A 25,117-nucleotide genomic window follows, 5' to 3' on the forward strand; every position below is an offset into this window, starting at 1 on the left:
TAGACGGCTACACCAGTTGCCCTGTTTGCCAAGGAGGTCGGGCATTGGTTACCTGCCCAGACTGTGGCGGTGACGGCTGCTGGTACGATCCGGATGCCGAAAAACTGCGTGAATGCAACCGATGCGAGGGAGAAGGCGCGGTTGACGCAGACTCCTGTGGCCACTGCGGCGGTCAAGGCTCGGTTCTCTGCATGCCTTGCCATGGAACAGGCTCGCTATCCGAGGACGACTGCCAGATCTGCGGCGGAACAGAGGAAGTTACCTGCCGGCTGTGTCATGGTTCCGGAGAAGGGGGGGATGAAAACGACAGCCTCTGCGGACGATGTGACGGTTCAGGGCTTGAGAGCTGCCCTGCCTGTACGTAAGGACGTTTGAGTATGAAGAAGCCGGTGAGAGCAAACTCACCGGCTTTTTTAATCCACTTTCTTGCAAGCGCTAAAGGAGCTTCAGCATCTTCTCTAAGCGGCATCCATTTTCGGATAACTGAGCGGGCATGGAGGCCCGCTACGAATCAAACCAGACGCAGCTCATCTGCTCCGATTAAAGGGAAGTACGACAGCTTCACCAGACTTGATGGATGGATCGCTTGCAAGCATATTTTTCAGCTTCGCCAGATGGAACACAGACGCTTTGCCCGAAAGATAGTGCTCGGGTAAACCGGCTAGCTTTTCAACATCGTTCGTCGCCAGACCGATGTACCCACTGACGGATTCAAGTGGCATCACTCCAGATGATGAGAGCAGCTCAATTGTGCGTTTTAGTAAACGAGGCTGTTCAGGTACACGGGAGTCGTCACCTGGTTCGGACTTTGCACCCCATCTGGCGGAACGCCGTTTGAACAGTAGAAGCTTTTCATCGGCGTCGATGATCTTCAGAGCCTCAAGACGCATGATCATGGCGGCGACCGAAACGCCCCAGCGCTGCTTAAGGAGCAGTAGGCTATCTAGCGTGACCGGTATCTTCACATCTGCTGCAAAAGTCTCTGCTGGCAGGAGGAAAGCCCCTGCAAATCGGTGAGCTTGCGACTCCATCAACTTGTAGCGATCAGGGTCAGTCGAACGATCAATGCCTTTATGGAGAATCAGATGACCGAGCTCATGAGCGAGGTCGAAACGGCTTCGAAAACTGTTCGCCTTATCGGCTGAAAGCAGGATCAGCGGACGTTGGAGTGCGCAACTCCAAGCCGATAGCCCTTCAATCGGAGCAATTCCCGTTTCTTCCCGAACCAGGATGACCCCGGCTCCTTCAACTGCAAGAGCAAGATCTGGAATGGCTCGCCGGCCTAGGCTCCACATCTCCCGGCATTCATCGGCTGCTTCCTCGATATCGGTATTGGCGATTTGTTGTGGGTCTGTAAATGACCTTACCGGCAGATTGATAGCCGGAAAGTCTACGAACTCATTCATCGCCAAGACGATGTCCTGCGTCCATTCAAGCCGAGCTTCAAGCATCGCACGTGCAGCCACGTGGGCCGAGGCGTTGCTTCGGAACAAAGGAAGTGACCCTTTCTGAGGAAGGGGTCTGGTAAACCACTCAGGGCTTACATTAATCACTTTCGAAAGGCTCGTGAGAGCCTCCGCTTCGGGAGCTTGCTGTCCCGATTTCCACTTACTTATAGTGGCCGGGGAAACTCCGACCATGGCAGCGAGTTGTACCTGCGAAAGGGCGCGGGCAGCCAAAGCCTGGATCAGGCGGCCTGGCTGAAAATCTTTAATGCCCCGGCTCATGTTTCTTCCTGCTCTCCGCGCTCGATGAGGTTCGTTTTGAGTGTCACTGTTGCTTTGTCGATCTGTTTCGGCGCCGCGTCATACCGCTCAAGAAATTGCGCCAACGGCTCTCGGAAAAGCCAACCGTCCATCTTGGGGGTCGGCACCGCAATGTAGATCTGCAGCGGCTTTTCAGGCTGGTGACTGAGTGAGCCGCTGAACCTCGAGACGAAGAAGAATGCTCCACCCTCTACCTTTTGTGATCCAAAGAGAGAGAGTTGAGCCAGCTCACTCATCGCCTGATTGGCCTCGGCAAGCTCCCGTCGAATGGTGCTGCGGCTCGCATGATTCCATTTGGTGGTGTTCATATTCAGCCGGGTGAATTTGAACATACCGACCTTACCCACGATTACTCGGTTACCTTGAACAGGAACGAGTTCAGCATTGGCTGCTTCCAGCAATTCACTGAACCGCTCATTCATCTCGATATGCCGCATATGGCCCAACGCTACCTTGCGTTGCTTCCTGACGTCCTTTGTTATGGCATGCGCTCGCAGTGCACCTGCAACAAAGGCGTCTTCCACGCCCATCACAAGGTCACGGGGGACTTCAGCAATCAACAAAGCAGCAATAGCATCTGGGTTTAGGGTCATTTCATTGCGCTCGGGTTTCGATAAACGAGATTATAGGTCGTAAAAATTTCGTGTAAATAGATCATGATCCGATTTTCATGTTGTGAACCGGCGCTTTTCGCATTTCGAGAAATTTGCCGCCTCGAAGGTCCCGCGATTTCACGTGGTATGCGTTATCTCCTTCATGAACGTGTGACAACTGACGATGAGGTGCTCCGGTTTTGCTCAAGCTCAATCGGATTGTCACCTTCTTTTTTAGGAAGCTTTTCTCAAGAAATTCGATCAGATCCGAAGTTGTCACCTGCTTTTTTTCGCTAAGCCAGTGACGATTGCAGGACTTCGGTCAACAAATACGTCATTATTTGTCACCGACTTATTTAGCGAAGAACAAACGAAAAACCCACCATCAGGTGGGTTTTTTCATTCACCTGTGGATAAACCCATCATGCGACCTGTCCCACCTCGCGTACCGGCCCGTTCGCTGTTTTTCCTGCCTGTAACACCGCCCATTTCATAAACTCGACAATCGCCCATTCCTCGCGCCGCTCTTTTGCGCAGTACACGAAATAGTCAAATTTCAGCTCTGACGTAGCATTGGTGACTTGCACCAGGCGTTTGGATTGCAGGGCTTCTGAGGCGAATACGTTGTTGACCAGGGCGATGCCTTGCCCCGCGCAGGCGGCACTTATCAACAGGGATTCGTCGCCGTAACTTGAACCTTGGATCATTTTGCGATTATTCATCCCGAATGCATTCATCCACACCTTCCAATAGTTGCGTTCGGTGTCTTGCAGCAGAGGAAAAGTCAGGCAGTCCTGCGGGCTCTCGATATTGCGCTGTTTGCTGAGCAGGTCGGGGCTGCAAACCGGGATGAGATAGGATGACCAGAGCCGGGTGGCGTGGTTGTCCGGGCTGGCGGCCATTTCCCGCTGGATCGAGATATCCACATGCCCGTGCTTGAGGTCCGACAAGCCGTTGCAGATCTGTATGGAGATTTCGACGTTCGGGCAGCGTGCCTTGAAATCGCCCAAAGCGGGAATCAACCAGGAACTGGCGATAGTGGAGGTCGTGCTGATGACCAGGCGGGTCTGTCGAGTCTGTTTAAGCGACGCGCCGGACCAGGCTTTCTCGATCACGTCGAAAGTGTCTGCAAGCTCGTCGTACAAACCACGGCCGCTGGCGGTCAGTTGAATGCCCTTGGCGTCGCGCTCGAACAGGCGCTTGCCGATTTGATCTTCCAGACCCTTGATCTGCTGGCTCACGGCAGCAGGCGATACGCACAAATGGTCAGCCGCGCGCTTCATGCTGCCGACTTTGCACACTTCCACGAAGGTGCGAAGGGCTATCAACGGGATCGCTCTGCTCATCCTGCATACTCCGCCGAAGTCTCACAGCCCATTTGCCGAGGGATCAACGCGCTTGTGTGTGTTGCCATATCGGTCTTCCGAAAGCCTGTTCATGTCCTTGGCGAGCCTTTTCGAGGCACAACCATGCCCCGTCTGGTCAACGCCACCAGACAACTGCGTATCAGCAACTGTGGGTAAGTTTTGAATCACGTGGTCGCAGGCGTGTCCTGCGCTTGGGCTGCGGGCTTGGGCTTGCTCTTGCTGAGCACGAACCAGACCGCCAGGCATATCAGCCCGCCCCCGTAGAGGTGCCCGGCAGACAGACTTTCGTGAAGAAACATCACGCCCCAGAGCACGCCGAAGGGCGGAATCAGGAATGTCACGGTCAAGGAGCGAACAGGTCCGATGTCGGCGATCAACCGGAAGTACAAGATGTAGGCGCAGGCCGTGCAGATGAAACCGACTGCAGCGAGCGACATCCAGACGGTTGCGTCACCCCAACTGGCGGGCGGATTGACCGTTGCTGAAATGGCGAAGAAAGGCGCCAGGAATAACGTTGCTCCGATCTGACTGCCGAACGCGACCAGCTTCGCATCCAGTCCGCCCTTGTCGGCAATCCACTGACGTGTCAGGAATCCTGCGGCGCCGTAGCAGCTGGTCGCGACCAGACACGCCAGGGCGCCCATCACGACGGTGCTGGTGAAGGTCATTGGCCCTGTGGTGGTCAACAATGTGATGCCCACCAGACCGGTCAGTACACCTGCCGCTTTTTTCGGCGTCAGCGAGTCATTGAAGAACATCGAGCCGATCAACACACCCATCAACGGCGTCGTGGCATTGAGAATCGCCGAGTACCCGGCGGGCAGTAACATTGCCGCCATGCTGTACATCAAAAAAGGAATGCCAGAGTTGATTACGCCGAGAATAAGCGTCGCTTTGAGTTTTCCGTGAAATTCGTGGCGGGTTTTCAAAATGGCCAGAATGACCAATAAACCGATGGCGCCGAGTAATACGCGGAAGAATGCGGTGGGTAATGCGCCGAGCACAGGGGCGGCAACGCGCATGAACAGAAAACTTGCGCCCCAGATGGCGGCGAGTACAAGTAGTCGAACATAGTCGGATAATTTCATCGCACTTCCCTTTGAATCACATCGTTGACCCTCGCCGTAAAGTTGTCGATTGACGCTTGTCGAGGCGGGGTGTGATGATTTGAGCAGTGTCTGAAGCCGTGCTCAAGCGAGCTTTTCTAACGCACATTAGATTTTCTTAACTGAGGACAGGCATGAAATTCCCGCCCCTTTACGCGCTGTTGTGTTTTGAAGCGACGGGGCGTCATGCCAGCATGAAAGGCGCGGCGGGGGAGCTTTTCGTCACGCCGGCGGCGATCAGCCAGCAAATCGCCAAACTGGAAAAGGCCGTCGGTGTCACGCTGTTCATCCGCAACACCAAGCGCCTGGAACTCACGCCTGAGGGCAAGATTTACCTGCGGGCGATTCGCCCCGCGCTGGGACAGATTTCCGATGCCACCCAGCGACTGATGAACGACAACGGGCCGAATACCATCACCGTCAGTTGCACCAGCGGATTTGCGATGCAGTGGCTGCTGCCGCGTTTGCCGGACTTCCAGGCCATATGCCCAGGCATCGAAGTGCTCATCAGCACGACCAACCGGCTCGTGGACCTGCTGGGCGACGGCGTCGATTTTGCTGTGCGGCACGGCTTGGGCCGCTATCCGGGGCTTGAGGTGGAAATGCTCATCAATGACCGGCTGCAACCCGTATGCAGCCCGAGCCTGCTGCCGGATTCTCGATATCTGTCATCGCCCATCGACCTGAAGAGTTACAACCTGCTGCACGATGAGCACCGTGAAGACTGGGCGTTGTGGCTGCGTGCAGTGGGTATCGAAGATGCTGAAGCCGCGGTGCATCGAGGGTCGGTCTTCGTCGACTCCAATGGCGTGATCGAAGCCGCTCTGGCGGGGATGGGCATCGCGCTGGTGCGTCGTTCGCTGATCCGCGAAGAACTCGCGTCTGGGCGCCTGGTCGTGCCGTTTCGCGCCACTATCGACACGCCGATCGCCTACTACCTGGTTTACGACGAGACCGCCATTCTCCCCAAATCGAGCCGCCAATTTCGCGACTGGCTGGTGTCTCAGGCCATCGCCAGCCAGCGGGAATTCACCACGCGCTGATCTGCATACACACTGGATTTGCACTTGGTCGCGATTATTCAAACGGCCAGGTTGCGTCTGACCGGACGCCATCGCCAGCACACTTACTGCTGGACGATGAAATCCCGAAGACTCGTTCTGTCTTCTGTTTATTCACTGTTTATCAACTGAGTTAAGTCGTACTTTAGTGTCCGGTGGCGCAGCACAATCATCCATAAAATGACTTAAACGATTGATAAATCTCCCGATTAAGCAAAGTTCGGTTAAGTCAGACTTAACCGTCGATTGCGTATTTCTAGTTTGCTCGCCTGTGCGATTTTCTTCAGTTTATCCCTCAACCGGCAGGCGTCGATCGGTATTCGCTGACGCCGATAAACAACGAGCACGGATGCTCCGGGCTGAAGGAGAACCTCATGACTGAATTCCAAATATTTCGCCCCATGGCCTGGGACAAACTGGTTCATGAATATGATCTGGACGGTTCCAGGCTCTTGCCGTGGGATGGCTATCCAACGCCGATTGGCGGCGGTTGGTGTGTGGTCCGGCCACACACCAAATCGCTGTCGCATACCCAGATTGATCAGGAATTTTTCATCGGTATCAAAGGGACGGCCAAGTTGGTGGTGGGGAATCAGACTTACCCGTTCACCATGGGCGATATCGCCGCTATTCCCAAGCACACCGATCACTATGTGCTCAACGACACCGACGAGGACTTTCATTTTTACGTGGTGTGGTGGGATCGGGATTCCGCCAACCGCTTCCTTGACGAAGACGCCCAGCAAGCTGTCGCCCTGAATGAGTTTGCGTTGCAGAAGGCGACGATTCACGACGTGTCCGATCAGAGGGCTTCGTAATGGGTAAGTTGCTTGTCACCATCACGCCGCCGACGCCAAACGGCGACCTGCACATCGGTCATATGGCCGGTCCATTCCTGGCCGCTGACATCTACACCCGCGCACAGCGCCAGCGCGGCCACGACTGCACGCTGGTCTCCTATTCCGACGACTACCAGTCCTACATGCTTCGCCGCGGCATTGAACTGGATCGCCCGCCGCAAGAGCTGGCGCTGGAGAACACCGACAAGATCAACGACACGTTGGAGAAGATGGGTATCCGGGTCGATTTCTGGATGCGGCCGTACCGCAACAACTACTTCAAGAAAGCCGTGGAAGAGATGTACGAATTCGCGGTGAAGGCCGGGGCGATCTACAAGAAAGTCAGCCAGGAACCCTACTGCGAGCATTGCGATAAATGGGGTTACGAAGCGTTCGGGCGCGGCAACTGCGATCACTGCGGTTCCGACTCCGACGCCAGCCAGTGCGAAGAATGCGCGCACACGCCCAATGCCTCGAAGATGTCCCAGTTCCGCTGCAAGCTGTGCAGCGCGCAGATGATCTGGCGCCCTGTAGAGCGAGAGTTTCTGGCGCTGTCGAATTTCCGCAGTCATCTGAAAAACACATTCGAACACGCGCCGCTGCGGCCTTTCATCCGCCGCTTCCTCAATGAAGAGTTCGAAATTGGGCCCGTTGACTGGGGCATCACCCGCCCTCACGACGGCGGTCTGGACCTCAAGCCCGATGGCAGCCGGCGCATCCACACCTGGGTCATGGGGCTGTCGGGCTACCTGGCGGCGTTCCGTGAATACCTGAACGAGTACAAGCACGCGCCTTGGGAGTACGACGAATACTGCCGATCCGGCAAAGGTCGGCTGGTGCACTTCTTGGGATACGACTGCGCGTTCAGTCACATGATGGTGTATCCGTCGCTGCTGCAGACCATGCACGGCTACCGCATGCGCCAGACCTTCTACACCAACCAGTTTCTGACACTGAACGGCAAGAACCTGTCCACCAGCCGAAATTACGCCATCTGGGCGCGGGATCTTGTTGCGCAAGCCTGTACAGACAGTGCGCGTTTTTATCTGGCGCTGATCGCACCGGAGCAGGACACCGACGATTTCGACGTCGAGAAATTCGCTGCCTGGCGTGAACAGACCTTCAACGAGGTGCTGGTCAAGCTCGCGGCGCAGGCCGAACGGGAACGCGTGGACGGCGACAGCCTGAAAGTGAGCTCGGCGGATGCGGCCGCGATCAAGATCCTCGTGGCGCGCTGGTTTGAAGTGACCTCTGTGGATCACTTCAGCATGAAGGGGCTGGCGGTGCTGTTGTCGGACGTGATCAACGCCGCGCGCGACCGTCAGTTGCTGGGCAAGCGGATCCTGCCGTTCATGGCATTGATCGGTGCCATCGGGGCTCCGGTGTTCCCGGACCTGGCCCGGCAGATCCTGCGTTATTGCCGCTTCACTGAGAATGAAGTGTTTCACCAACTGGTTTACGTCAGTGCCGTCGAGTACGAAATCTGATCGGGAGGCGCACGGTGATGAAAACTTCGTTCGATGTGATCGTGATCGGCGCCGGTGTCATGGGAGCTTCGATTGCCGCTGCACTGGTTGAGAACGGGCTCGATGTCGCCCTGATGGAGAAAGGAATTGCCGCAGGCCAAGGCGCAACGCGTGACACCGGCGGCATTGTCCGCGGTCTGGAGCTGGACCCCGCGCTGCGTCCTCTGACCCGTCGCGGCGCGCATCATGGCAGCACCGGCATCGTTCACGCGATGTTCGAGCAGGCGCTCAGCCGCAGTGGCGTTGCCTACATCGCCAGCGCCGAGGTCTGCGGCAAATATCTGGAAGCATTCGGCAACGAAGGCCCGGAAAACATCGAGCTGCACGCGTCAGTGGATGCGCTGGATAACGGACGTTATTCAGCGTACTGCCCCGGCGAATGTTTGCTCATCGAACGCAGCGGCGGGACCGTCGATGCACGCGCCGCCGTGTCGAACCTCTCCCGGTACGTCAGCGAGAAGGCCACTTATCTCGATCATCTGGCGGTCGATCGGTGTGTCGAGCTGGACGGTCATGTGCAGGTCCACGCAGGCAAGCTGTGCCTGGAGGCGACGTGGGTGGTCGATGCCTGCGGCGCCAGCGGACCGCTTACCCGGCCGCGTAATGCGGTGCATGCACGCACGATTCCTTTCACGCGGTTCGGCTGTGACCAGGCGCCGAGCATGCCGATCATTGCGCACAATCTGAACACCTACCTGCTGCCGCTCGGGCGCAATCTGGTTCAGGTTGGAGGTCAGCGCCGTCAGCGCGCCGCTCACGCTGATCAACTCAACCTGGCGCCTTTGGATAACGAGCAAGACGTGATGGATCGCGTCGCCCGGCTTGGTTACGACAAACACCACAGTCTCCCGGTAGTGACGCAGATTGCCTGGGACGCCTACACCGATGACGGCCGGCCGCTGATTGGCCGATCCAGTGCCAGAAGCCACATCTTTCTGGCGACAGGGTTCTGTGGCATTGGCTTCAAGATGGCGCCCAGCGTGGCCGAGCTGCTTGCATTCGAACTCGGGGGACTGATGGCAGGTTTGCCAATGGACGCCCACCATCGGTCGATCATGGAAGCGTTTTGCCCATCCAGGTTCGCTGAGGTGGCGTTGTCATGATGCGAATAGGCATTTGCGCAGCGCTGGACGTCGGCACGACCCTGCATGCACGCAGCTTCCTCCGCGGGGTTTACCTCTCAAGCCACTTGTTCGGCAATGTCCGCCGCGCGCGGCATTTCTATTTCGACGACGGCGCGAGCGCGGAGGGTGGCCGGGCTGCGGCCAGGCATTTCATCGATGCCCAAGTGGACGCCGTCATCGGTCACTTCGCTTCCGACTCTGCTGCCGCTGTCGTCGAAAGTTATGCACAGGCAGGTATTCCGCTGATTCTGCCCGCTTCCACCTGTGCAGCATTGACGCAGGACGGCAGTACAACGTTTCGCGTCTGCGCATCGGACAGGGTGTTGGCGGAGCGTTTATTGAGCTTCGCCCAGCAGCAAGGCTTCATGCGGCTGGCGTTGTTTGCAGACGCCAGCCTGCATGGCCAGCAGCAGATGCACGAAATACAACAGGCGATGAAGTTATCCACAGTGCAGCTCGCAGGGACGCTGGAGCGTGCTGATGCCGTGGTGTTCTGCGGGCGACTCAAGGCCAGCCGACAGTTCCTTGTGGAAAACCGCGCCGCCGGTTGTGGATTACCGATGATCTTCACTGATGACGCGGCCTCGCCCGCACTCGTAAATGGACTTGAGCAGACCGGCACGGTGTATGTCATCAGCTTTCCGGTCGCCAGCGATTTGCCCGAAGCGCAATCAGCTGAGCTGGCCTACCAACGCCTCTATGGAGAGCCCGCGCCGGTTTACGCCATCGAAACCCTTGCGGCCTTTGCCCTTGTGGAGGGTGCCGCCGGCCAGCGTCGCGGGCTGCTCCACGCCCTGCGTTTCAATCAGTTTTCCACACCTGCCGGCCCCGTCAGTTTCAGCAACGGGGAAAACGATCATGCCCGGGTTTCGTTGTGGGTCTATGTCGACCAGCACGTCCATGAACGACGTCTGCTGTGTTGAAACGGGCCACTTCAGGGCTCGCCACGTCTTTGTACTTTCAGGAAGGACCACCATGAATCAGTTTGAAATCGAGGGTTTGCGCCAGGAGCTGGACGTCATCTCGGTCGGCTTCGGCCCCGCCGGTATCGCACTGGCGTGTGCGCTGGAAGACGAGTCGGAGGACAACGGCAAGAAGCCGTTCCAGCGCGTGCGTTTTTTCGAGAAGGGTCGGGATTCCACGTGGCATGGCGCGTTTCTTCTGGCAGGGACCGACATCAACCATCACGTGTTTCGTGATCTGGTCACGCCTCGCAATCCTCGCAGCCGTTTCTCCTTCGCGATGTACTTGAAGGAGAAAGGCCGGCTGTACAAGTTCGGTCTGTTGGGGCGGCCAGCCAGTCGCGTGGAATGGTCGGATTACATTTCCTGGGTGGCGGGGCAGCTCAAGGAATATGTCTCCTACGACGAGGGCGTCCTTGAGGTTCTGCCGGTAGCGGAAAAAGGGACCTTGCGCGCAGTCGATGTCGTTACCTCGCAAGGGACTTATCGCACGCGGCGTCTGGTGCTGTCCCATGGCAGCCTGCCAAGAATTCCTGAAGCGTTCGCGCCCCACCTTGGCGGGCGAGTTTTCCACACTTCTCAATACCTGAAAAACATCCACCTTGGCGGCGGTCCTATCGCGCAGCGCTGGCTGGTGCTGGGTTCTGGCCAAAGCGCCGGCGAGGCCGTCGCGCACTTGCTTGGCGCCGCGCCGACGACGCAAGTGCATTCGGTTCATCGCGGAGTTGGTTTCCGCGTCGGTCAATTGGGACAGTTCCCCAATATGGCCTTCCTCCCGGAGCAGGTGGACTATTTCCATCAACTGCAGCCGGCGAGCCGCAACAAGGTCTTCGAGGCAATTCGTTCGACCAACTACGCAGGCATCGACGCCGATGAGAGTCAGGCGCTGTACTCGTTCATGTACGAAGGTGAGGTGAGTGGGCACCAGCGGCTCAACCTGCATACATGGTCCAGCGTGCAGAGCGTGGAAAAGGTCGGTGACGCATACTCGGTGGTGCTGCGCGACAGCAACACAGGCCTTGAAACCACGCTTTATGTCGACGGAATCGTACTGGGCACGGGTTACGAACAGCTCGCGGTGCCACCTTTGCTGACGTTGCTGCAGCCTTGGCTGTTGCGCGATGAAGACGGCAGCCTGGCGGTGGACCGGCACTATCGCGTGGGCTTGCAGAACAGTGAAGGCCTACAGATCCTGGCCAATGGGACGTCGGAAAAGACTCACGGCATCAGCGATGCCCAGTCGTTTTCCATGGTGGCCCTGCGTGCGCAGCACCTGACCGACGCTTTGCTCGCCACCCAGCCTCGGCAGCTCGCGCCTGTCGTGGCGCATCCGGCGTTATCGATGCCTGCACGCGTGGAGGCACGGCCATGAACTTCATCTCCCACATCGTAGGCGACTCGAACTTCGTCCGGCTCAAGGGGCTGGGATTCGAGAACCTGCATTTGAAGCTCGAATCATGCAATCCGGCGGGCTCGATCAAGATGAAGACCGCGATCGGCCTGATCGATTCCTACGCAGAGCGCCGACTTATCCACAAGGACACCATCCTGATCGAGTCATCGTCGGGCAACCTCGGCGTGGCGCTGGCAATGATCTGCGCAGAGCGCGGCTACAAGTTCTGCTGCGTGGTCGATCCCAACACCAACCTGCACAACATCAAGATGATGGAGGCTTTCGGTGCACAGATCGTGATCGTCACTGAGCGCGATGATAACGACGGGTATCTGGGCACCCGGATCCGCTATATCCGTGATGCGGTCGCCCGTGATCCGCGTTACCTGTGGCTCAATCAGTACAGCAACCCTGCCAATGCGCGCACGCATGAACACACCACGGCGCGTTCGATTCACATCGCCTTTCCGGCGCTGGATTACCTCGTGGTGGGCGCGGGCACGACAGGTACGCTGATGGGCTGTGTGCAGTACTTTCGCAAGCATTCGCCTCGCACCAAAATCATCGCGGTCGACAGCGTGGGGTCCGTGACGTTTGGCCAGGCGCCGGGCAGCCGCTTCATCCCCGGGCTGGGTTCCAGCCAGATGCCGCCGATCTTCCGCGCCAACCATTTGCACAAACAGCAAGTGGTCGATGAGCGGGCCACCGTCGCCATGTGTCGCTGGCTGGCGAAGTCCAATGGCGTGCTGGCAGGCGGCTCGACCGGGACGGTGGTCGCGGGGCTGGCGGCACCCTCGCTGGGCATTCCGAAGGATGCGGTGGTGGTAGCGATCTCTCCGGATGCGGGCGAACGGTACCTGGAAACCATCTACAACGATGAGTGGGTCATGCAGAAGTTCGGGCGCGCCGAACTCGCCGCGTTGGGCAGCCAACCCATCAGCCGCTACCTGAGGAACTACGTCCACACCTTCGAAGGGGAAGCCGTCAATGCCTGACTTCCACGTCATTCCCGGCGCTGTGATCAAAGAGATTCTGGAGCGCCATGCTGACAGCATGGTTGCGCGAATCGAACACGTCTATCTGCAGCATCATGATGGGCAAACCCTCAATCCCGACAGTTACTTTTTGCGTTTTCCACAGCAGCCCGCCAACCGGATCATCGCGTTACCTGCGGCGCTCGACGGAGACGACGCAGTGGCTGGCATCAAATGGATCTCCAGCTTCCCGGGCAATGTGGCGCATCAGCAGCCGCGTGCTTCGGCTGTGGTCATCCTCAATGATCGCCAAACCGGTTATCCCTACGCCTGCCTGGAAGGTGCGCAGATCAGCGCAGTCAGAACCGCAGCGTCAGCCGTGTCAGGCGCGTACTGGCTCAACGGTCAGTCAAGAAAGGCGCGATCTGTAGGATTCGTCGGCGCCGGAGTGATTGCGCGCAACATCGCTCGAATGCTTTGTGTGGAGGGCTGGGAATTCACCGACGCGGTGGTGCATGACTTCGACGCGGCATCGGCAAATGCGCTCACAGGCTTCATTGAGCAGAACGACTTATGCACAGCCCGCATCGGCTCGCTTGAGCAAGCGCTGGCGGCGGACCTTGTCATTTTCGCGACGACAGCAGGTGAGCCTTACGTCCGTGCGCCAATGGCCTTCAGGCCGGGTCAGGTGGTGTTGAACATCTCGCTTCGCGACATCGCGCCAGAGCTCTTGCTCGAAGCCAACAACCTCTGCGATGACGTTGAGCACTGCATGAAGGCCAACACATCGCCTCATCTGGCTGAACAGCTCATCGGCAACCGTTCGTTCATGAACGGCACGTTGGCCGGACTGATCCGCGAGGAAGTCGAACTGGATCCGGCCAGGCCATCCATCTTCTCGCCCTTCGGCCTGGGTGTGCTGGACCTTGCGCTGAGTAAATTCATCGTCGACACGGCGCTCGCTGAATCGCGCGCAGTCGCCATCGATTCGTTCTTTGGAGAGACACTGAGATGGAACTGAGCCCGGCACTGCCCATAGAGAAGTTACCCACAACCGGCGGGCCGAGCGCGCCATCGATCAGAGTGGGTATCGTTGGTTGCGGCTCTCGGGGTCTCACCGTTCTCGAGCGGCTGTGTGCACTGGCTGGTGATATCGGGCGTCAGGTCGAAATCAGCGTGTTCGATCCTCAAACGCCGGGACCGGGGCTGCACTCGGTCGATCAACCCGACTATCTGATGCTCAACACCGTCGCGTCGCAGATCTCCATGTTCCCCGACCCAGCCGCCCTGGCGGGCTTGGCCGGCCGACGCGGACCTAATTTCTATGAGTGGTGCCTGCGTTGCAAGTCCGCGGAGCGCAGCGTCAGGCCAAACGAGTTTCTGCCCCGCCGGTGGCTTGGCGAGTACCTGAGCTGGACGTATGCGGAGGTTATTCGAGACCTGCCCGACAACGTGACAGTCAGGCATCACGCCTGCGTTGTGGATAACGTGGAACACACCGATTTGGGCGGGTTCATACTTTCCACAGAGAGTGGGGAAAAGCATCCAGTCGACTGGCTGCTTATCACCGTTGGGCACTCGCAGCCGGCTCCGAATGTGGAAAACAGCTTTGACTCGGATGTGACAGCTCCTGTTTATCCACAGTTACACGTTCTGGGCAATATTTCATCCACAGACGCGATTGCTGTTCAGGGCCTGGGTTTATCGGCGATGGACGCGGTTGCGGAGCTGACGGTGGGGCGAGGAGGTCGCTTCGTGCACGGGCCTCAGGGGCTTGAGTACTTGCCCAGCGGGCATGAGCCACGGCTGTTTCTGTACTCGCGGACGGGTCTTCCCTATCGCACGCGCCCTGATGTAGCTGCTCATCGAGCGAATCCTCCCGCTTTGATTTTTACCCTGTCGGCGGTAGCCGCGCTCCGGGCTGATCATCCAGAGGGCCTCGATTTCGAGGCGCAGGTGCTACCGCTGATCAAAGCAGAAATGCTCGCCGAATATTTCGGCATGTTCGCGTCGCTCAAAGGCGAGTCGCCCCAGCGAGTCAAGTCAGAAATCGCCCATGCCTTTCTGGTGGGAGACTTGGATAAGCGAGCGCGCGAGTTGGCCGCACGGTTTTCCGCGCCGAGCCTGGACGAGGCTGTGTATAACCCCAACTTTCAGCGCGCGCCGGTGGAAAACTACGGCGCATGGATGCGTGACTTCATGGAGCGCGACATCGCTGAGAGTATCGCTGATCTTGACCACAGCCCTGTAAAGACAGCTGCAGAAGTGTGGAGAAGCTGCCGGGAGCAGATCCGTCGAGTTGTGGATAACGGCGGACTGAAGCCCGAGTCCCATCGCATTTTCTTCTCGGAATACGCCCCACTGGTCAACCGCATGGTCGCTGGGCCGCAAAAAGAACGCCATCAGGAGCTGCTGGCATTGTCCAACGCCGGCTTAATCGAGTGGGTGCACTGCGCTCAAGTTATCCACAATGAAGCGGCTGGCGTGACACTGGTAGAGCTCGGCTCGGGAGACAGAGTGAAGCTGACACAGGTCATCAAGGCTCATGTGAGTAGCAACTCAAGCGCTGATACTCAGCCGGCGGTCATCAGGCAACTGCGGGAGAATGGAATTATCCACAGCCTCGACGATTCCGGAAACGGTATTCACGTAGACAGCCACGGCAGGGCGCTACCCAATCTGTGGATAACCGGACCGGTCGTGGAGGGCGCCACGTATTACAACCACTATGTGCCTTCTGCTGGCAGTTACTCCCGAGCCTTCATCGACGCCGACCGAATCGCCCGGGAGATGCTGGGCGTTCATGTGCAGGCAGGGGTGGTTGCGTAAGTCCTGCTGACCGACGCATTGGGGGGAAGCAACGGTATTCCGTCACTGATGCCTTAAATGGGTTTTGTTGCGATGACTTCCAGAACCTGTTGCTGATCCAACAGCCATTGAGCTGACACGTCACACCGGGCCACGACGAGATGATAGATGACGTTGAAGTCGCTTTGCAGATCACGGCTGAAGATGGGTTCATGATGCGCAATCCGATTTCTGAGCAATCTCACCTGATTCAGGTCATCAAAAACTCTCTTTCGTTGTGCGGCGTTGGACATCGTCGGGTCAAGGTTCGGAAGTACTTTGGCGAGACAATGTCTCCAGATGCGATCATCGTGTCTGCTGGTGAACATCTTTTCCCAGAAGACGAATTTCAGTTCAGCGATAACTTGGCCTGTGGCTGATGACTTGTTTCTGACACGCTGCAAGTCGCCTAACGCGTTGTAGCCCGGTCCATTTTGTTTGGGGAGACTTCGTTCGAAGCCTGCATTCCAGGGCCATTGTGGCCCGTGCGTTGACGCCAGCGCGTCAGCGACGGCATTGCGAATAGCCACCTCACAGATGTGTAATGGGATCAGCAGTGCTCCGCAAACCCTGGCATTCCAGGCGTATAGCGCCAGTGCGTCTTCGGCGCTGCCTCCAACAGACCGGGCGAATTGCTCATAAGTGGCCATCCGTGCGGGTGAAAGCGTGGCTCTGACGGCATGGGCCGTTAGCATTGACTCGGCATCCCTATATCCCTATAGTTTTTTCACTAGCCACGGGACACGCGGGTGCATGCACCTCCCCCCGAGGACAGACGAAGCAAAAAAGAACTCTGCCAGATGGCGGGGTTTTTTTTGGCCGCAGTATAGGAGTCCTGCTTTCTCGACGCCTTTACAAAAGTATTTCCGCTTCCATTCACACTGGGGCACCGAGGAGCAGCGGCAAGAGATAACGATGACTCGTCCTCATTCGAGCTATCTGACACTTGCCTGCGACCCAATAAAAAGCCCGCGCTGACAACGTCAGGCGGGCTTAGGGAGGGCGGGATCAAGGGCCGGGGCTTGCCCGAATGATCTTGGGAAACTCATCGAGCGTCACGGACGCCGCGCATCGATCAGCGTTGCACGACCAGCGTTGCTGGGTTTCGGCCATGCCTTTGTCTGCAGACTGAGTGTCCAGGACGGTGACGGGGCGGTTGTTCATTGCTTGGGCGGTGATCCGTGCTTCTCTCGCCCGGCCCGACGCCCAGGCCACCCATATGCGTTCGCTGCCATGGGTAAAGGCCAGTGTGTTGATGCCATCCTCTTGCAGGCTGCTGGCGGCGTCATACGTAAAGTCGCGAACGTAGGGGCTGATGGCTTTGAGCACCGAGTACGCCGGTTTTGCGCTCAGGTCGCTGTTGAGCAGTCCGAAGTTGTGCTCCTGTTCGTCTCGAGCGTCGCCATCGTTAATCAGGTCGTACCACCACATGCCCTTGACGTTGGGCAGGGTGCGGACCAGAAAGTAGGCTCGCGCCAGATACGCCGATTGACGAATGACGCTGATGCCACAGTTTCCATCATGGCTGGGCCAGCTCATCTCGGTCAGATAAAGCGCGATTGGCTTGCCGGCTTTGGAGCTGATGCTGTGGTCCACATCGCGCAGCCACGCAATCCAGCTTTCCGGGGTGTTGCGGTCTGCGCCTTCACAGTGCACATAAGGGTGAAGTGAAATCCCGTCGGCATCCTTGAACACACCCGCGGCCACCATGCGGTCGACGAATCCTCCCTTGATGCCTGCTGTCGTCACCGCGCCGGCCAGCACCTTGGCCTGTGGATTGTTTTTGCGAATGATGGGCGCGGCATCGCGGACCAGCTTCACGTAGTCCGTGCTCAGGCGAGGGTCGGTCGGACTGTCCAGGTCCCACTCGTTCCAGACTTCATAGAACTTCACCGGGCTGCCTAACTGACGGGAGATGTAATCCACATAATTCAGATAGGGCTCTTTGACTTCAGGCGTGCGCGGTTTGACATTGCCGGTGAACGACGTGCCGTAGCCCAGGATGATCACCGGGCTCATGTCCAGCCCTTTGGCCGTCCCCAGCCACGCGCGCCATTGCGGGATGATGCGGGGTTGATTGCGCTCCGGTTCAGAAGTCGACCAGAAGGCATCGTCGCGCACCGAGGTGATGCCGGCGGCTTTTGCCAGCTCCATGCTGCGCAGTGGCTGCTGCGAGTTGTTCATCGAATGGGTCGCGACGCCGACGATGAACGGTTCGGCGAACGCGGTGCCGGCCAATGACAGCGCCAGCAACACGGACAGGCTGACACGGCGGCAGATTGAAAAGCGCATGCGTGGAATCCCCCGTTCAGCTCAGCCCCGGCAGCGGGTTCCATCGCGGCAGCTCAAGTGGCTTTGGGAGGGCGTTTCTCACTTGCGACTTCACGGCCAGCACATGCCCTACGGCCATTCCGAGGAAGAGGTTGGCCAGGGTGACTTCCAGCGTGTCGGTGGTCCAGCTGACGATGCAAATGCAAAAACTGGTGCCCAGCATGGCGCGGCCATAACGCGTGGTGCTGTCGGCAAGGATGAAGAACAGAGGAATGTGCAGAGCGTATAAAAACAGCCCCGCCAGGCCGAAGATCGCCCACAGATAAACCACGGTACTGTCGGAAATCATGAAGACGTCCGCGTCTATGACCGGGAATGCCGCCACCGAGCTGCCTACCAGCCCGAAGCCTGCGCCGGTGATCGCACGGTCTTCACTGATAAGCGCCTTGATCACATTCGGCCAGGTGTTGATCAGCCGGTCGTAAATGGACGCAAGCGCACTGGTCGCGGAGATCTTGTTAGGGTCGAAGTCGAACATCAATGCAAGGAACGGCAGCGAAATCCCCAGTACGACGGCCACGACAATGGCCGCACGCGTGGTCCAGCGGAACCGGCAGATCATCAGCAGACCCACAGCGCCGATGAAACCCAGTGCCGGCGCTTTGCTGGTGGTCAGTATCACGCCCCCCAACCCGATCCCGCAGACCAGCAGGCCAAGCAGCCTGGAGCGCAAGGTCGCGATCAGGTACAGGCTGAAGATCGAGATGATGATCGCCAGCGCGCTCGAAATTCGCGCAAAGCCTGCGGGGCGGTCCGCATCCTCCGCTGCCCACGCGGTGTTCGCGCTCAGCTCGGTGCCGGCGATGGTATAGCTGTAGCCCTTCCATGGCAGGTTGATGTAGCGATCCAGGGCGATACCCGCCAGCGAAGCCATCAGGCAGAACGCGATGGCCCACATGAACAGGCGCTTGTGGCGAATGATCTGGTCGCCACACGCCAGCCCGAACAGCAGGGGGCTGATGCCATACAGTGCGAACGCGAAGTTGCCCGCGCCTGCGCCGTTGAGTCCCGCCCACGCCGCTGACAGGAGCAGGCCCAGCAGGCATAACCATACCGCCGGGCTTGCCTTGAAGTTGCGCAGTTCCAGTGCAAACAGAATGAGGCAGGCGACCTTCGGGCCGTACAGCATCACCGAGATGCCGGCCTGATCCAGATAGAAACGCAAAGCGCCGGAAAAGGTTTCGACCACCATCAGGCTGATCGCCACCAGGACGATTGCTGTGGATTTGTCGAAAGAGAGCAGGGACGGTTTTTCAACGTAAACGGGGGAAGTCGACATCATGGTACAGCCCCTCGGGAGCGTTTGAGCGGAGAGTGAATCGCAAGACTTTTCGCGTGGAACGCGCACTGCGTTACGGCAAAGCTACCGCCAGCCGATGTCGGCAATGGCCGTCGGTCCGCATGTGAATTTGCCGTGATCAATAGGCCGTCGAGAGAGAGCAGAAGGCCGAAAGGCCTGCTGTCGAACGGCGAGACAAGGGATATATCAGCCGCAGACGTGGGGGCTGTCAATCAAATAGTCAAAGTTTCGGACATGATTTCACCATCAAAAAAATCCATGTTTATAACTGATTGATTTAATTGAGGGATAGAAAATTGACGCTGGCTTATGGGATATCGGGAGGGCGTTAAAAGCGACCTTCTATGACTCATTTCTGGTACACAAATGGCTGCTGTGAGCAAAAAATGATCAATTGATAACGCGATAGAAACGTGAGGTCACCCATTTTTCTGAGTGACTTCACGTCTTTCGCGGCTCCGTCGCTTAGGTGTAGCGACGCTTGTCTGGCGCTGGCGGGAAGTATTGATACAGCCAGGTCTCGCTGAGCGTGCGATCACCGGTCTTGATGAACATCCGCATTTCCACAGGATCGACCGAATCGCTCGTCGGGTACCAGTCAAACGTGACCCTGAAGCCTTTGATATCGGGCAATACCAGCACATTGAAGTCCTGCACTTTGCCATTTGAAACGGTGACCACGGGCTCGATGCCAGACCCTTCGGGCAAGCGATCGATACCGCCGCCGTTGAAGTCCACAGCGAAGCGCCGCGCCCAGACGTCCGGATAGTGCTCGCCCGGCGCCCAGCCTTCGATGAAGCCACCCATGCCGGAGCGCGTTGCGTGCACTTGAGCCAGCGGCGTACTGACCGGTGGCAACGGGCTCCAGTACAGTTTGTAGCCGTAATTCATCGACATCCCGGCTTTGACCGGCACCTTCGGGTTCCAGAACGCGACGATGTTATCCAGGGTTTCGCCGGTGGTGGGCAGTTCCAGCAGATCGATCGAGCCCTCGCCCCATGCGGTGGTCGGCTCGACCCACAGGCTAGGCCTGCGGTGGTACCAGTCGACGGTGTCCTGATAGGTCTTGAAGTCGTGGTCGGTCTGGACCAGGCCGAAGCCCTTGGGATCCTTATCGGCAAACGCGTTGAATTGCAGCTTGGCGGGGTTGTTCAGCGGACGACAGATCCACTCGCCGTTGCCGCGCCACATGGCCAGACGGTCGGAGTCATGGATTTCCGGGTGAAGGGTGTCGCACATTCGGCGTTCGTGTGTGCCGCAGCTGAACATGCTGGTCATGGTCGCGATGCCGAGTTGCTCGATGTCGGCGCGCGCATTGATGTGCGCGTCGATATCCATCACCACGCGGTCGGCCTGGCAGTCGATATCGAAACGATACGCGCCTGTCGCACTTGGCGAGTCGAGGAGGGCATAGACCACGAAGCGAGTGGCGTCCTTGGTCGGCTTCTCGAACCAGAATTTGGTGAAGTCGGGGAATTCTTCAGGGCGATGGGCGTAGGTGTCGATCGCCAGCCCGCGAGCCGAAAGACCGTACTGTTTGTTGCTGTCGATCGCCCGGAAATAGCTGGCGCCCAAGAACGACAGAATGTCGTTGATCGCGATTTCCGGCGCCTTGAACAGTTTGAACCCGGCGAAACCCAGATCGCCTTTAAGCTGCGACTGGTCGATACGACTGGCTTCGTAGTTGAAAAGCTCAGGTCGGAAATGCACTTCTCGCGCTTCCTGGCTGGCGGGGTCGACGCTGTACATGCGCACGGGCGTCTTGAAGCCGGCGCCGACATGGAAAAAGTGCACGTCTAGCTGACCCTTGACGTCATTCCACAGAGAATGACCCGCGTCGTATTTGATCGCATTGAACTGCTGAGGGGTCATGTTCGCCAAGGTAGGTGGCAGGTTCTGCTTGGTGCTCACATAAGGCTTGCCGGCCAGCTGTTTTGCGGTTTGTTGCAGAGTCTTGAAGTCGAAATGTTCAATCTCGCCATCGGCCGCCGCAGCCAGGGCACGCGCCGCATACAGACCCGAGGCTGGCAGCGCACTATAGGCTGCCAGCGCCATGGAAGCTTTCAGGAGATTCCTGCGATTCATAAGGTGAAGCCTCTGAAGAAATGCTGTGCCTTCCTGCACGAAAAAGTGCGCTTTCCCAATCCTTGCCGAACGCAAATTACCAACAAACAGATAACAAACTCGGCATCTTGTTCGCAAAAAAGATAAAAAAACGTTTCAGGCCGCGACTTGGGCAACTTCAGAGTGTTACGAGTTATGTGTTCATGCCTGCTGGATGAGCGCCAGGCGCACAGCGAAGCCAATCAGCAGGCTGCCAAAAAGCCATTGCTGGACGCGTTGTGCAGCATGACTGCGAGCCAGCCAGCGACCCAGCCAACTGCCCGTCATGGCGTAAACGCTGTCGAATGCCAGCCCGAGCGTCACCAGAATCACGCCTAACTTCAAAAACTGACCCATCACCGAGCCATCCTGCAGATCGATGAATTGCGGCAGCAGCACGGAGCAGAACAGCAGCGCTTTCGGATTGAGCAAGTTGGTGAACAGGCCGCGCAGAATTGCGGTTCCCCATGAAATCCCAAGCTCACTCGAACCGCCCGGGGCGGATGAATCCGTTGAACCGGGGCGGAACATTTTCAGGCCCAGCCAGAGCAGATAACCAGCGCCCATGACGCGCACCACTTCGAACGTCCAGGGCGAGACTTTGAACAGCGTCGCAAGACCCGAAGCCGCCAGCGCAACGTGAAGTGCCCGCGCGATGGCGAGGCCAGCGGCAGTCGCCAGCGCCTTGCCTCGACCCTGCCGTGCGCCGGTTTGTAACAGCAGAATCATGTCCGGACCCGGCAGAAGCAAGACCATCGACAGGGCGACAATGAACAGGGCGATGCCTTCCATGTTTCAGCTCCAGAGCGAAAGTGATGGAAGAAATTCTACGGCCGGAGGGTGAAGCAGGTGCTTGCGTCTTCAACTACAAAAGCGGTAACTATTGGCATGTTCTGCCACTTTCAGCCTGTAAAGGGTAATGCTTATGCCAACTTCACTGACCTCACGTCTTGATGCTTACGATCGGCGCATTCTGACCGCACTGCAGCGGGATGGTCGTTTGACGAATGTTCAATTGGCCGATGAAATCGGACTTTCGGCATCGCCATGTCTGCGCCGGGTGCGCAATCTGGAAGAGGCGGGCGTGATCCGCGGCTATCAGGCAACGCTCGATGCCGAGGCGTTGGGACTGGGTCTGACGGTGTTCGTCGGGGTGAAGGTCGATCGCCATCACGAAGACGAAGCGCAGAAATTTCACCAGGCGGTGTCGACACTGCCTGAGGTGATTTCGGCCTATCTGGTGTCAGGAGAGTCGGATTTTTTACTGCACGTTGTCGTACCGGACCTGCGTGGCTATGACCAGTTTCTGAGCGACACATTACTGAAAATGCCAAGCGTCAGGGATATCCGCAGCAGCTTCGCCATCCGCACGCTCAAGGCGCAAGGGCCTTTGCCGCTGGGGCATTTGCCGGTTTGAGCGCCTTACTCCTGAGGCGTGAGCACGCTCACGCCTCAGGTCATTCAGGGCATCGGAAACTACGCCTGCGTCGTGTGACCGCCAGCACCCATCGCTGCCTGACGTAAGGCCTCCGAACGCGTCGGGTGAGGGTGGCAGGTGAGGGCGATGTCCTCGGCCGAAGCGGCAAACTCCATCGCAACGCAGTACTCGGCGATCATCTCGCTGACACTCGGGCCTACCAGATGAACACCGAGTATCTCGTCGGTCTTCTCATCGGCCAGCACCTTAGCGAAGCCGTCGGTCTCGTGATTGACCTTCGCCCGGCTGTTGGCGCTGAAAGGAAATTTTCCCACCTTGTATGCGCGGCCTTCTTCCTTCAATTGCTCCTCTGTCTTGCCCACGCTCGCCAGTTCCGGCCAGGTGTAAATCACGTTGGGGATGAGGTTGTAATTGAGTTCGCCTTTCTTGCCGACGATACGTTCGACGCACACGCCCGCTTCGTCCTCGGCTTTGTGCGCGAGCATCGGCCCGGATGTCACGTCGCCGATCACCCAAATGCCGTCCACGGCCGTGCGATGACCTTTGTTGGCCAGCACCCCTCGTTTGTCGACTTCCAGGCCGACTGTTTCCAGGCCCAGACCTTTCGTGACAGGCCGACGGCCGATGGAGACCAGCACGTAGTCCGCTTCGATGACTTCTGCTTCGCCGCCGGCTGCAGGTTCCACGGTCAGACTGACCCCCGCATCGCTGGCGACGGCGGAAGTGACTTTCGAGCTGAGCTTGAAGTTCATGCCCTGGCGCGACAATGAGCGATGCAGAGTTTTGCCAGTTTCCAGATCCGATCCATGTGCCACGTGGTCGAGGAACTCCACGACGGTGACCTTGGCGCCGAGCCTGCGCCAGACCGAGCCCAGTTCCAGACCGATGACGCCTGCGCCGATCACTACCAGATGCTTCGGTACTTCGCTCAACGACAGCGCACCGGTCGAGTCGAGGATGCGCTTGTTGTCGATGGTCACACCCGGCAGCGGCGTCGGCTCTGAGCCGGTGGCGATGATGATGTCCTTGGCGGTGAGTTCGGTCTCGCTGCCACTGGCGTCGGTGACGATGACTTTGCCGGGGCCAGTGAGGCGCCCCCAGCCTTTTATCCACTCGGCTTTGTACTTGCGAAACAGAAATTCGATGCCCTTGGTCAGGCCGGTCACGCTCTCGGCTTTCTGCGCCATCATCTGCCCCAGATTCAGGGTGGGCGTGACCTCGATTCCCAGCTTTTTGAATTCCTCTCCGGTGGCTGCTTCATACAGCTCCGAAGCGTGAAGCAGCGACTTGGAGGGGATGCATCCGACGTTCAAACAGGTACCGCCCAACGTTTCCCTGCCCTCCACGCACGCAACTTTCAGACCTTTCTGACCTGCATGAATGGCTGCGTTGTAGCCGCCTGGGCCGCCGCCAATGATGACCACATCGTAATTACTCATGAAGCGCACTCCTGGAGGGAAAATCGACAATGGAGGGAAGCGTAGACCGCTCTTCGGAAAAGTCCCGGAAGACCGGAATAGGCAGGATTATGAGCATAATATTTTCCGCTCGGCAAACTGTCGGGTATTCAGTGGCTGAAAATGAACGCTGTGGATAAGTTGTTAGCAGCGCGTGTGCAAGGGTCTTTGAACAGCGCGGCGATGTGCGGAGTACGTCGACTATGAGGTAGGGGCCGGTCGCGTGACTTCACGCAGCGCATGACGGATCCGTCTGCCGATCGTTATCACCAGCAGCACCGCCATAATGGCCAGCACGATATTGATGGCGGCCGTGGGCAGATACCCAAGCGCCAGCGCGGTCCCGAAGACGGCGAATATCAGCAGTCGAACGCTGCCGGGCAGAGGACCCTCATGGCGCCGTGAAGCCTTGATCAGAGGACCGAGCAAGCCAGCGAACTCACTCAGGATCGACAGCCATGCCACGAGTAGGACCAGCAGCAGACTGATCTTGGGCACCACTGAAAACGGCAGTGCCAGAGCCGTTTCAGCCACCACGCGGCTCAGTTCGCGGGCGCAGGTAGCTGCCCTGGAAGATTGGCCGAACTCACTCACCAGTTGCGTTTCGATGGCGGCGAAAATCAGGCGGATGACGATCCAGATCGGGATCAACGCGAAGATCCAGAGGTGAAAGGCGAACGCTGCCACGAGCACGCCCACGGCCACCGAAATCAGTCCCGCGCAGAGCGTGACATGCACGGCGCGGACACCGTCGTCGAACAACATTCTGGTCAGCGGATGCAGCCATTTTTGCAGCGAGGCGGTTGTCATCGCAGGTCTGCTCCCTGTGGATAACTTTTTGGCAGCTTAGTGCAGATTTCTGAGGATTTCTGCATGACTGATGGCACTTTGAGTCTTATAGAAGGAGGGCACCTGTCTGCTTGCTGTCCG

19 protein-coding genes and 1 pseudogene are annotated in these 25,117 nt (G+C 58.1%); 9 read left to right on the forward strand and 11 right to left on the reverse strand.

The annotated features are described in order from the left end of the window. Nucleotides 1-527 precede the first annotated feature (527 nt). The 4 genes from QRN36_RS03545 to QRN36_RS03560 form a co-directional block, all read right to left on the reverse strand. Nucleotides 528-1,727, reverse strand: a complete 1,200-nt coding sequence (locus tag QRN36_RS03545; protein WP_285422834.1) for an XRE family transcriptional regulator — start codon at nucleotides 1,725-1,727, stop codon at nucleotides 528-530. Beyond that, a complete protein-coding gene (locus tag QRN36_RS03550; RefSeq protein ID WP_285422835.1) occupies nucleotides 1,724-2,359 on the reverse strand; it encodes a hypothetical protein in 636 nt (211 codons plus the stop codon). The genes QRN36_RS03545 and QRN36_RS03550 overlap by 4 nt, the downstream gene beginning before the upstream one ends. Nucleotides 2,360-2,781: 422 nt before the next feature. Next, entirely contained in the window at nucleotides 2,782-3,705 is a 924-nt protein-coding gene (locus tag QRN36_RS03555; RefSeq protein ID WP_285422836.1) for a LysR substrate-binding domain-containing protein, read from the reverse strand. Nucleotides 3,706-3,890: 185 nt separating this feature from the next. After that, a complete protein-coding gene (locus tag QRN36_RS03560; protein WP_285422837.1) occupies nucleotides 3,891-4,814 on the reverse strand; it encodes a DMT family transporter in 924 nt (307 codons plus the stop codon). Nucleotides 4,815-4,966: 152 nt separating this feature from the next. Here QRN36_RS03560 and gcvA point away from each other — a divergent pair, with 152 nt between their 5' ends. The 8 genes and pseudogenes from gcvA to QRN36_RS03600 all read left to right on the forward strand — a co-directional run bounded on the left by gcvA (nucleotide 4,967) and on the right by QRN36_RS03600 (nucleotide 15,540). After that, nucleotides 4,967-5,875, forward strand: coding sequence for a transcriptional regulator GcvA (gene gcvA / locus QRN36_RS03565; RefSeq protein ID WP_285422838.1), 909 nt, complete (start codon nucleotides 4,967-4,969; stop codon nucleotides 5,873-5,875). A 392-nt stretch (nucleotides 5,876-6,267) separates the two neighbouring features. Then, nucleotides 6,268-6,711, forward strand: coding sequence for a cupin domain-containing protein (locus QRN36_RS03570; RefSeq protein WP_285422839.1), 444 nt, complete (start codon nucleotides 6,268-6,270; stop codon nucleotides 6,709-6,711). Then, the gene (locus tag QRN36_RS03575; protein ID WP_285422840.1) at nucleotides 6,711-8,219 is read left to right on the forward strand and encodes a methionine--tRNA ligase; all 1,509 of its coding nucleotides are present in this window, start codon (nucleotides 6,711-6,713) and stop codon (nucleotides 8,217-8,219) included. Before QRN36_RS03570 ends, QRN36_RS03575 begins: the two co-directional genes overlap by 1 nt. 17 nt (nucleotides 8,220-8,236) lie before the next feature. Continuing rightward, nucleotides 8,237-9,361 (forward strand): FAD-binding oxidoreductase, encoded by a 1,125-nt coding sequence (locus QRN36_RS03580; protein WP_285422841.1) that lies wholly within the window; start codon nucleotides 8,237-8,239, stop codon nucleotides 9,359-9,361. Then, nucleotides 9,358-10,305, forward strand: coding sequence for an ABC transporter substrate-binding protein (locus QRN36_RS03585; protein ID WP_285422842.1), 948 nt, complete (start codon nucleotides 9,358-9,360; stop codon nucleotides 10,303-10,305). The genes QRN36_RS03580 and QRN36_RS03585 overlap by 4 nt, the downstream gene beginning before the upstream one ends. Before the next feature lie 52 nt (nucleotides 10,306-10,357). Continuing rightward, complete coding sequence (locus tag QRN36_RS03590) at nucleotides 10,358-11,716, forward strand: SidA/IucD/PvdA family monooxygenase (protein WP_285422843.1); 1,359 nt, start codon at nucleotides 10,358-10,360, stop codon at nucleotides 11,714-11,716. Continuing rightward, nucleotides 11,713-13,732, forward strand: a pseudogene (gene sbnA / locus QRN36_RS27490) (2,3-diaminopropionate biosynthesis protein SbnA). Before QRN36_RS03590 ends, sbnA begins: the two are co-directional and overlap by 4 nt. Then, entirely contained in the window at nucleotides 13,723-15,540 is a 1,818-nt protein-coding gene (locus QRN36_RS03600; protein WP_285422844.1) for an FAD/NAD(P)-binding protein, read from the forward strand. Before sbnA ends, QRN36_RS03600 begins: the two are co-directional and overlap by 10 nt. Nucleotides 15,541-15,593: 53 nt before the next feature. On the opposite strand, the gene QRN36_RS03605 is transcribed toward QRN36_RS03600, so the two are convergent. From QRN36_RS03605 to QRN36_RS03625, 5 genes are all read right to left on the reverse strand, one after another. After that, a complete protein-coding gene (locus QRN36_RS03605; RefSeq protein WP_285422845.1) occupies nucleotides 15,594-16,253 on the reverse strand; it encodes a hypothetical protein in 660 nt (219 codons plus the stop codon). A 313-nt stretch (nucleotides 16,254-16,566) separates the two neighbouring features. Continuing rightward, entirely contained in the window at nucleotides 16,567-17,850 is a 1,284-nt protein-coding gene (locus QRN36_RS03610) for a hypothetical protein (protein WP_285422846.1), read from the reverse strand. Nucleotides 17,851-17,866: 16 nt separating this feature from the next. Next, on the reverse strand, nucleotides 17,867-19,171 hold the full coding sequence (locus QRN36_RS03615) for a hypothetical protein (RefSeq protein ID WP_285422847.1): 1,305 nt from the start codon (nucleotides 19,169-19,171) through the stop codon (nucleotides 17,867-17,869). 483 nt (nucleotides 19,172-19,654) lie between these two features. After that, nucleotides 19,655-21,274 carry a glucan biosynthesis protein D gene (locus QRN36_RS03620; RefSeq protein WP_285422848.1) on the reverse strand — a complete coding sequence of 540 codons (1,620 nt, stop codon included), beginning with the start codon at nucleotides 21,272-21,274 and terminating at the stop codon, nucleotides 19,655-19,657. Between the two features lie 180 nt (nucleotides 21,275-21,454). Further along, a complete protein-coding gene (locus QRN36_RS03625) occupies nucleotides 21,455-22,084 on the reverse strand; it encodes a LysE family translocator (protein ID WP_285422849.1) in 630 nt (209 codons plus the stop codon). Between the two features lie 133 nt (nucleotides 22,085-22,217). On the opposite strand from QRN36_RS03625, the gene QRN36_RS03630 reads away from it, so the two are divergent. Next, nucleotides 22,218-22,709, forward strand: a complete 492-nt coding sequence (locus QRN36_RS03630) for an Lrp/AsnC family transcriptional regulator (RefSeq protein ID WP_093466456.1) — start codon at nucleotides 22,218-22,220, stop codon at nucleotides 22,707-22,709. A 59-nt stretch (nucleotides 22,710-22,768) separates the two neighbouring features. On the opposite strand, the gene lpdA is transcribed toward QRN36_RS03630, so the two are convergent. After that, a complete protein-coding gene (lpdA, locus tag QRN36_RS03635) occupies nucleotides 22,769-24,169 on the reverse strand; it encodes a dihydrolipoyl dehydrogenase (RefSeq protein WP_285422850.1) in 1,401 nt (466 codons plus the stop codon). Nucleotides 24,170-24,388: 219 nt separating this feature from the next. Next, nucleotides 24,389-24,997, reverse strand: coding sequence for a CDP-alcohol phosphatidyltransferase family protein (locus QRN36_RS03640; RefSeq protein ID WP_285422851.1), 609 nt, complete (start codon nucleotides 24,995-24,997; stop codon nucleotides 24,389-24,391). Nucleotides 24,998-25,117 lie beyond the last annotated feature (120 nt).

This window comes from Pseudomonas sp. efr-133-TYG-103a (assembly GCF_030209235.1).
In the GTDB taxonomy this organism is placed as follows: domain Bacteria; phylum Pseudomonadota; class Gammaproteobacteria; order Pseudomonadales; family Pseudomonadaceae; genus Aquipseudomonas.

Coding starts and splice junctions, on each gene's coding strand:
- QRN36_RS03555 (WP_285422836.1), bottom strand. CDS start 3,705: ATGAGCAGAGCGATCCCGTTGATAGCCCTTCGCACCTTCGTGGAAGTG.
- QRN36_RS03610 (WP_285422846.1), bottom strand. CDS start 17,850: ATGCGCTTTTCAATCTGCCGCCGTGTCAGCCTGTCCGTGTTGCTGGCG.
- QRN36_RS03560 (WP_285422837.1), bottom strand. CDS start 4,814: ATGAAATTATCCGACTATGTTCGACTACTTGTACTCGCCGCCATCTGG.
- QRN36_RS03615 (WP_285422847.1), bottom strand. CDS start 19,171: ATGATGTCGACTTCCCCCGTTTACGTTGAAAAACCGTCCCTGCTCTCT.
- QRN36_RS03625 (WP_285422849.1), bottom strand. CDS start 22,084: ATGGAAGGCATCGCCCTGTTCATTGTCGCCCTGTCGATGGTCTTGCTT.
- QRN36_RS03550 (WP_285422835.1), bottom strand. CDS start 2,359: ATGACCCTAAACCCAGATGCTATTGCTGCTTTGTTGATTGCTGAAGTC.
- QRN36_RS03585 (WP_285422842.1), top strand. CDS start 9,358: ATGATGCGAATAGGCATTTGCGCAGCGCTGGACGTCGGCACGACCCTG.
- gcvA (WP_285422838.1), top strand. CDS start 4,967: ATGAAATTCCCGCCCCTTTACGCGCTGTTGTGTTTTGAAGCGACGGGG.
- QRN36_RS03575 (WP_285422840.1), top strand. CDS start 6,711: ATGGGTAAGTTGCTTGTCACCATCACGCCGCCGACGCCAAACGGCGAC.
- QRN36_RS03640 (WP_285422851.1), bottom strand. CDS start 24,997: ATGACAACCGCCTCGCTGCAAAAATGGCTGCATCCGCTGACCAGAATG.
- QRN36_RS03620 (WP_285422848.1), bottom strand. CDS start 21,274: ATGAATCGCAGGAATCTCCTGAAAGCTTCCATGGCGCTGGCAGCCTAT.
- QRN36_RS03605 (WP_285422845.1), bottom strand. CDS start 16,253: ATGCTAACGGCCCATGCCGTCAGAGCCACGCTTTCACCCGCACGGATG.
- QRN36_RS03580 (WP_285422841.1), top strand. CDS start 8,237: ATGAAAACTTCGTTCGATGTGATCGTGATCGGCGCCGGTGTCATGGGA.
- lpdA (WP_285422850.1), bottom strand. CDS start 24,169: ATGAGTAATTACGATGTGGTCATCATTGGCGGCGGCCCAGGCGGCTAC.
- QRN36_RS03570 (WP_285422839.1), top strand. CDS start 6,268: ATGACTGAATTCCAAATATTTCGCCCCATGGCCTGGGACAAACTGGTT.
- QRN36_RS03590 (WP_285422843.1), top strand. CDS start 10,358: ATGAATCAGTTTGAAATCGAGGGTTTGCGCCAGGAGCTGGACGTCATC.
- QRN36_RS03600 (WP_285422844.1), top strand. CDS start 13,723: ATGGAACTGAGCCCGGCACTGCCCATAGAGAAGTTACCCACAACCGGC.
- QRN36_RS03630 (WP_093466456.1), top strand. CDS start 22,218: ATGCCAACTTCACTGACCTCACGTCTTGATGCTTACGATCGGCGCATT.
- QRN36_RS03545 (WP_285422834.1), bottom strand. CDS start 1,727: ATGAGCCGGGGCATTAAAGATTTTCAGCCAGGCCGCCTGATCCAGGCT.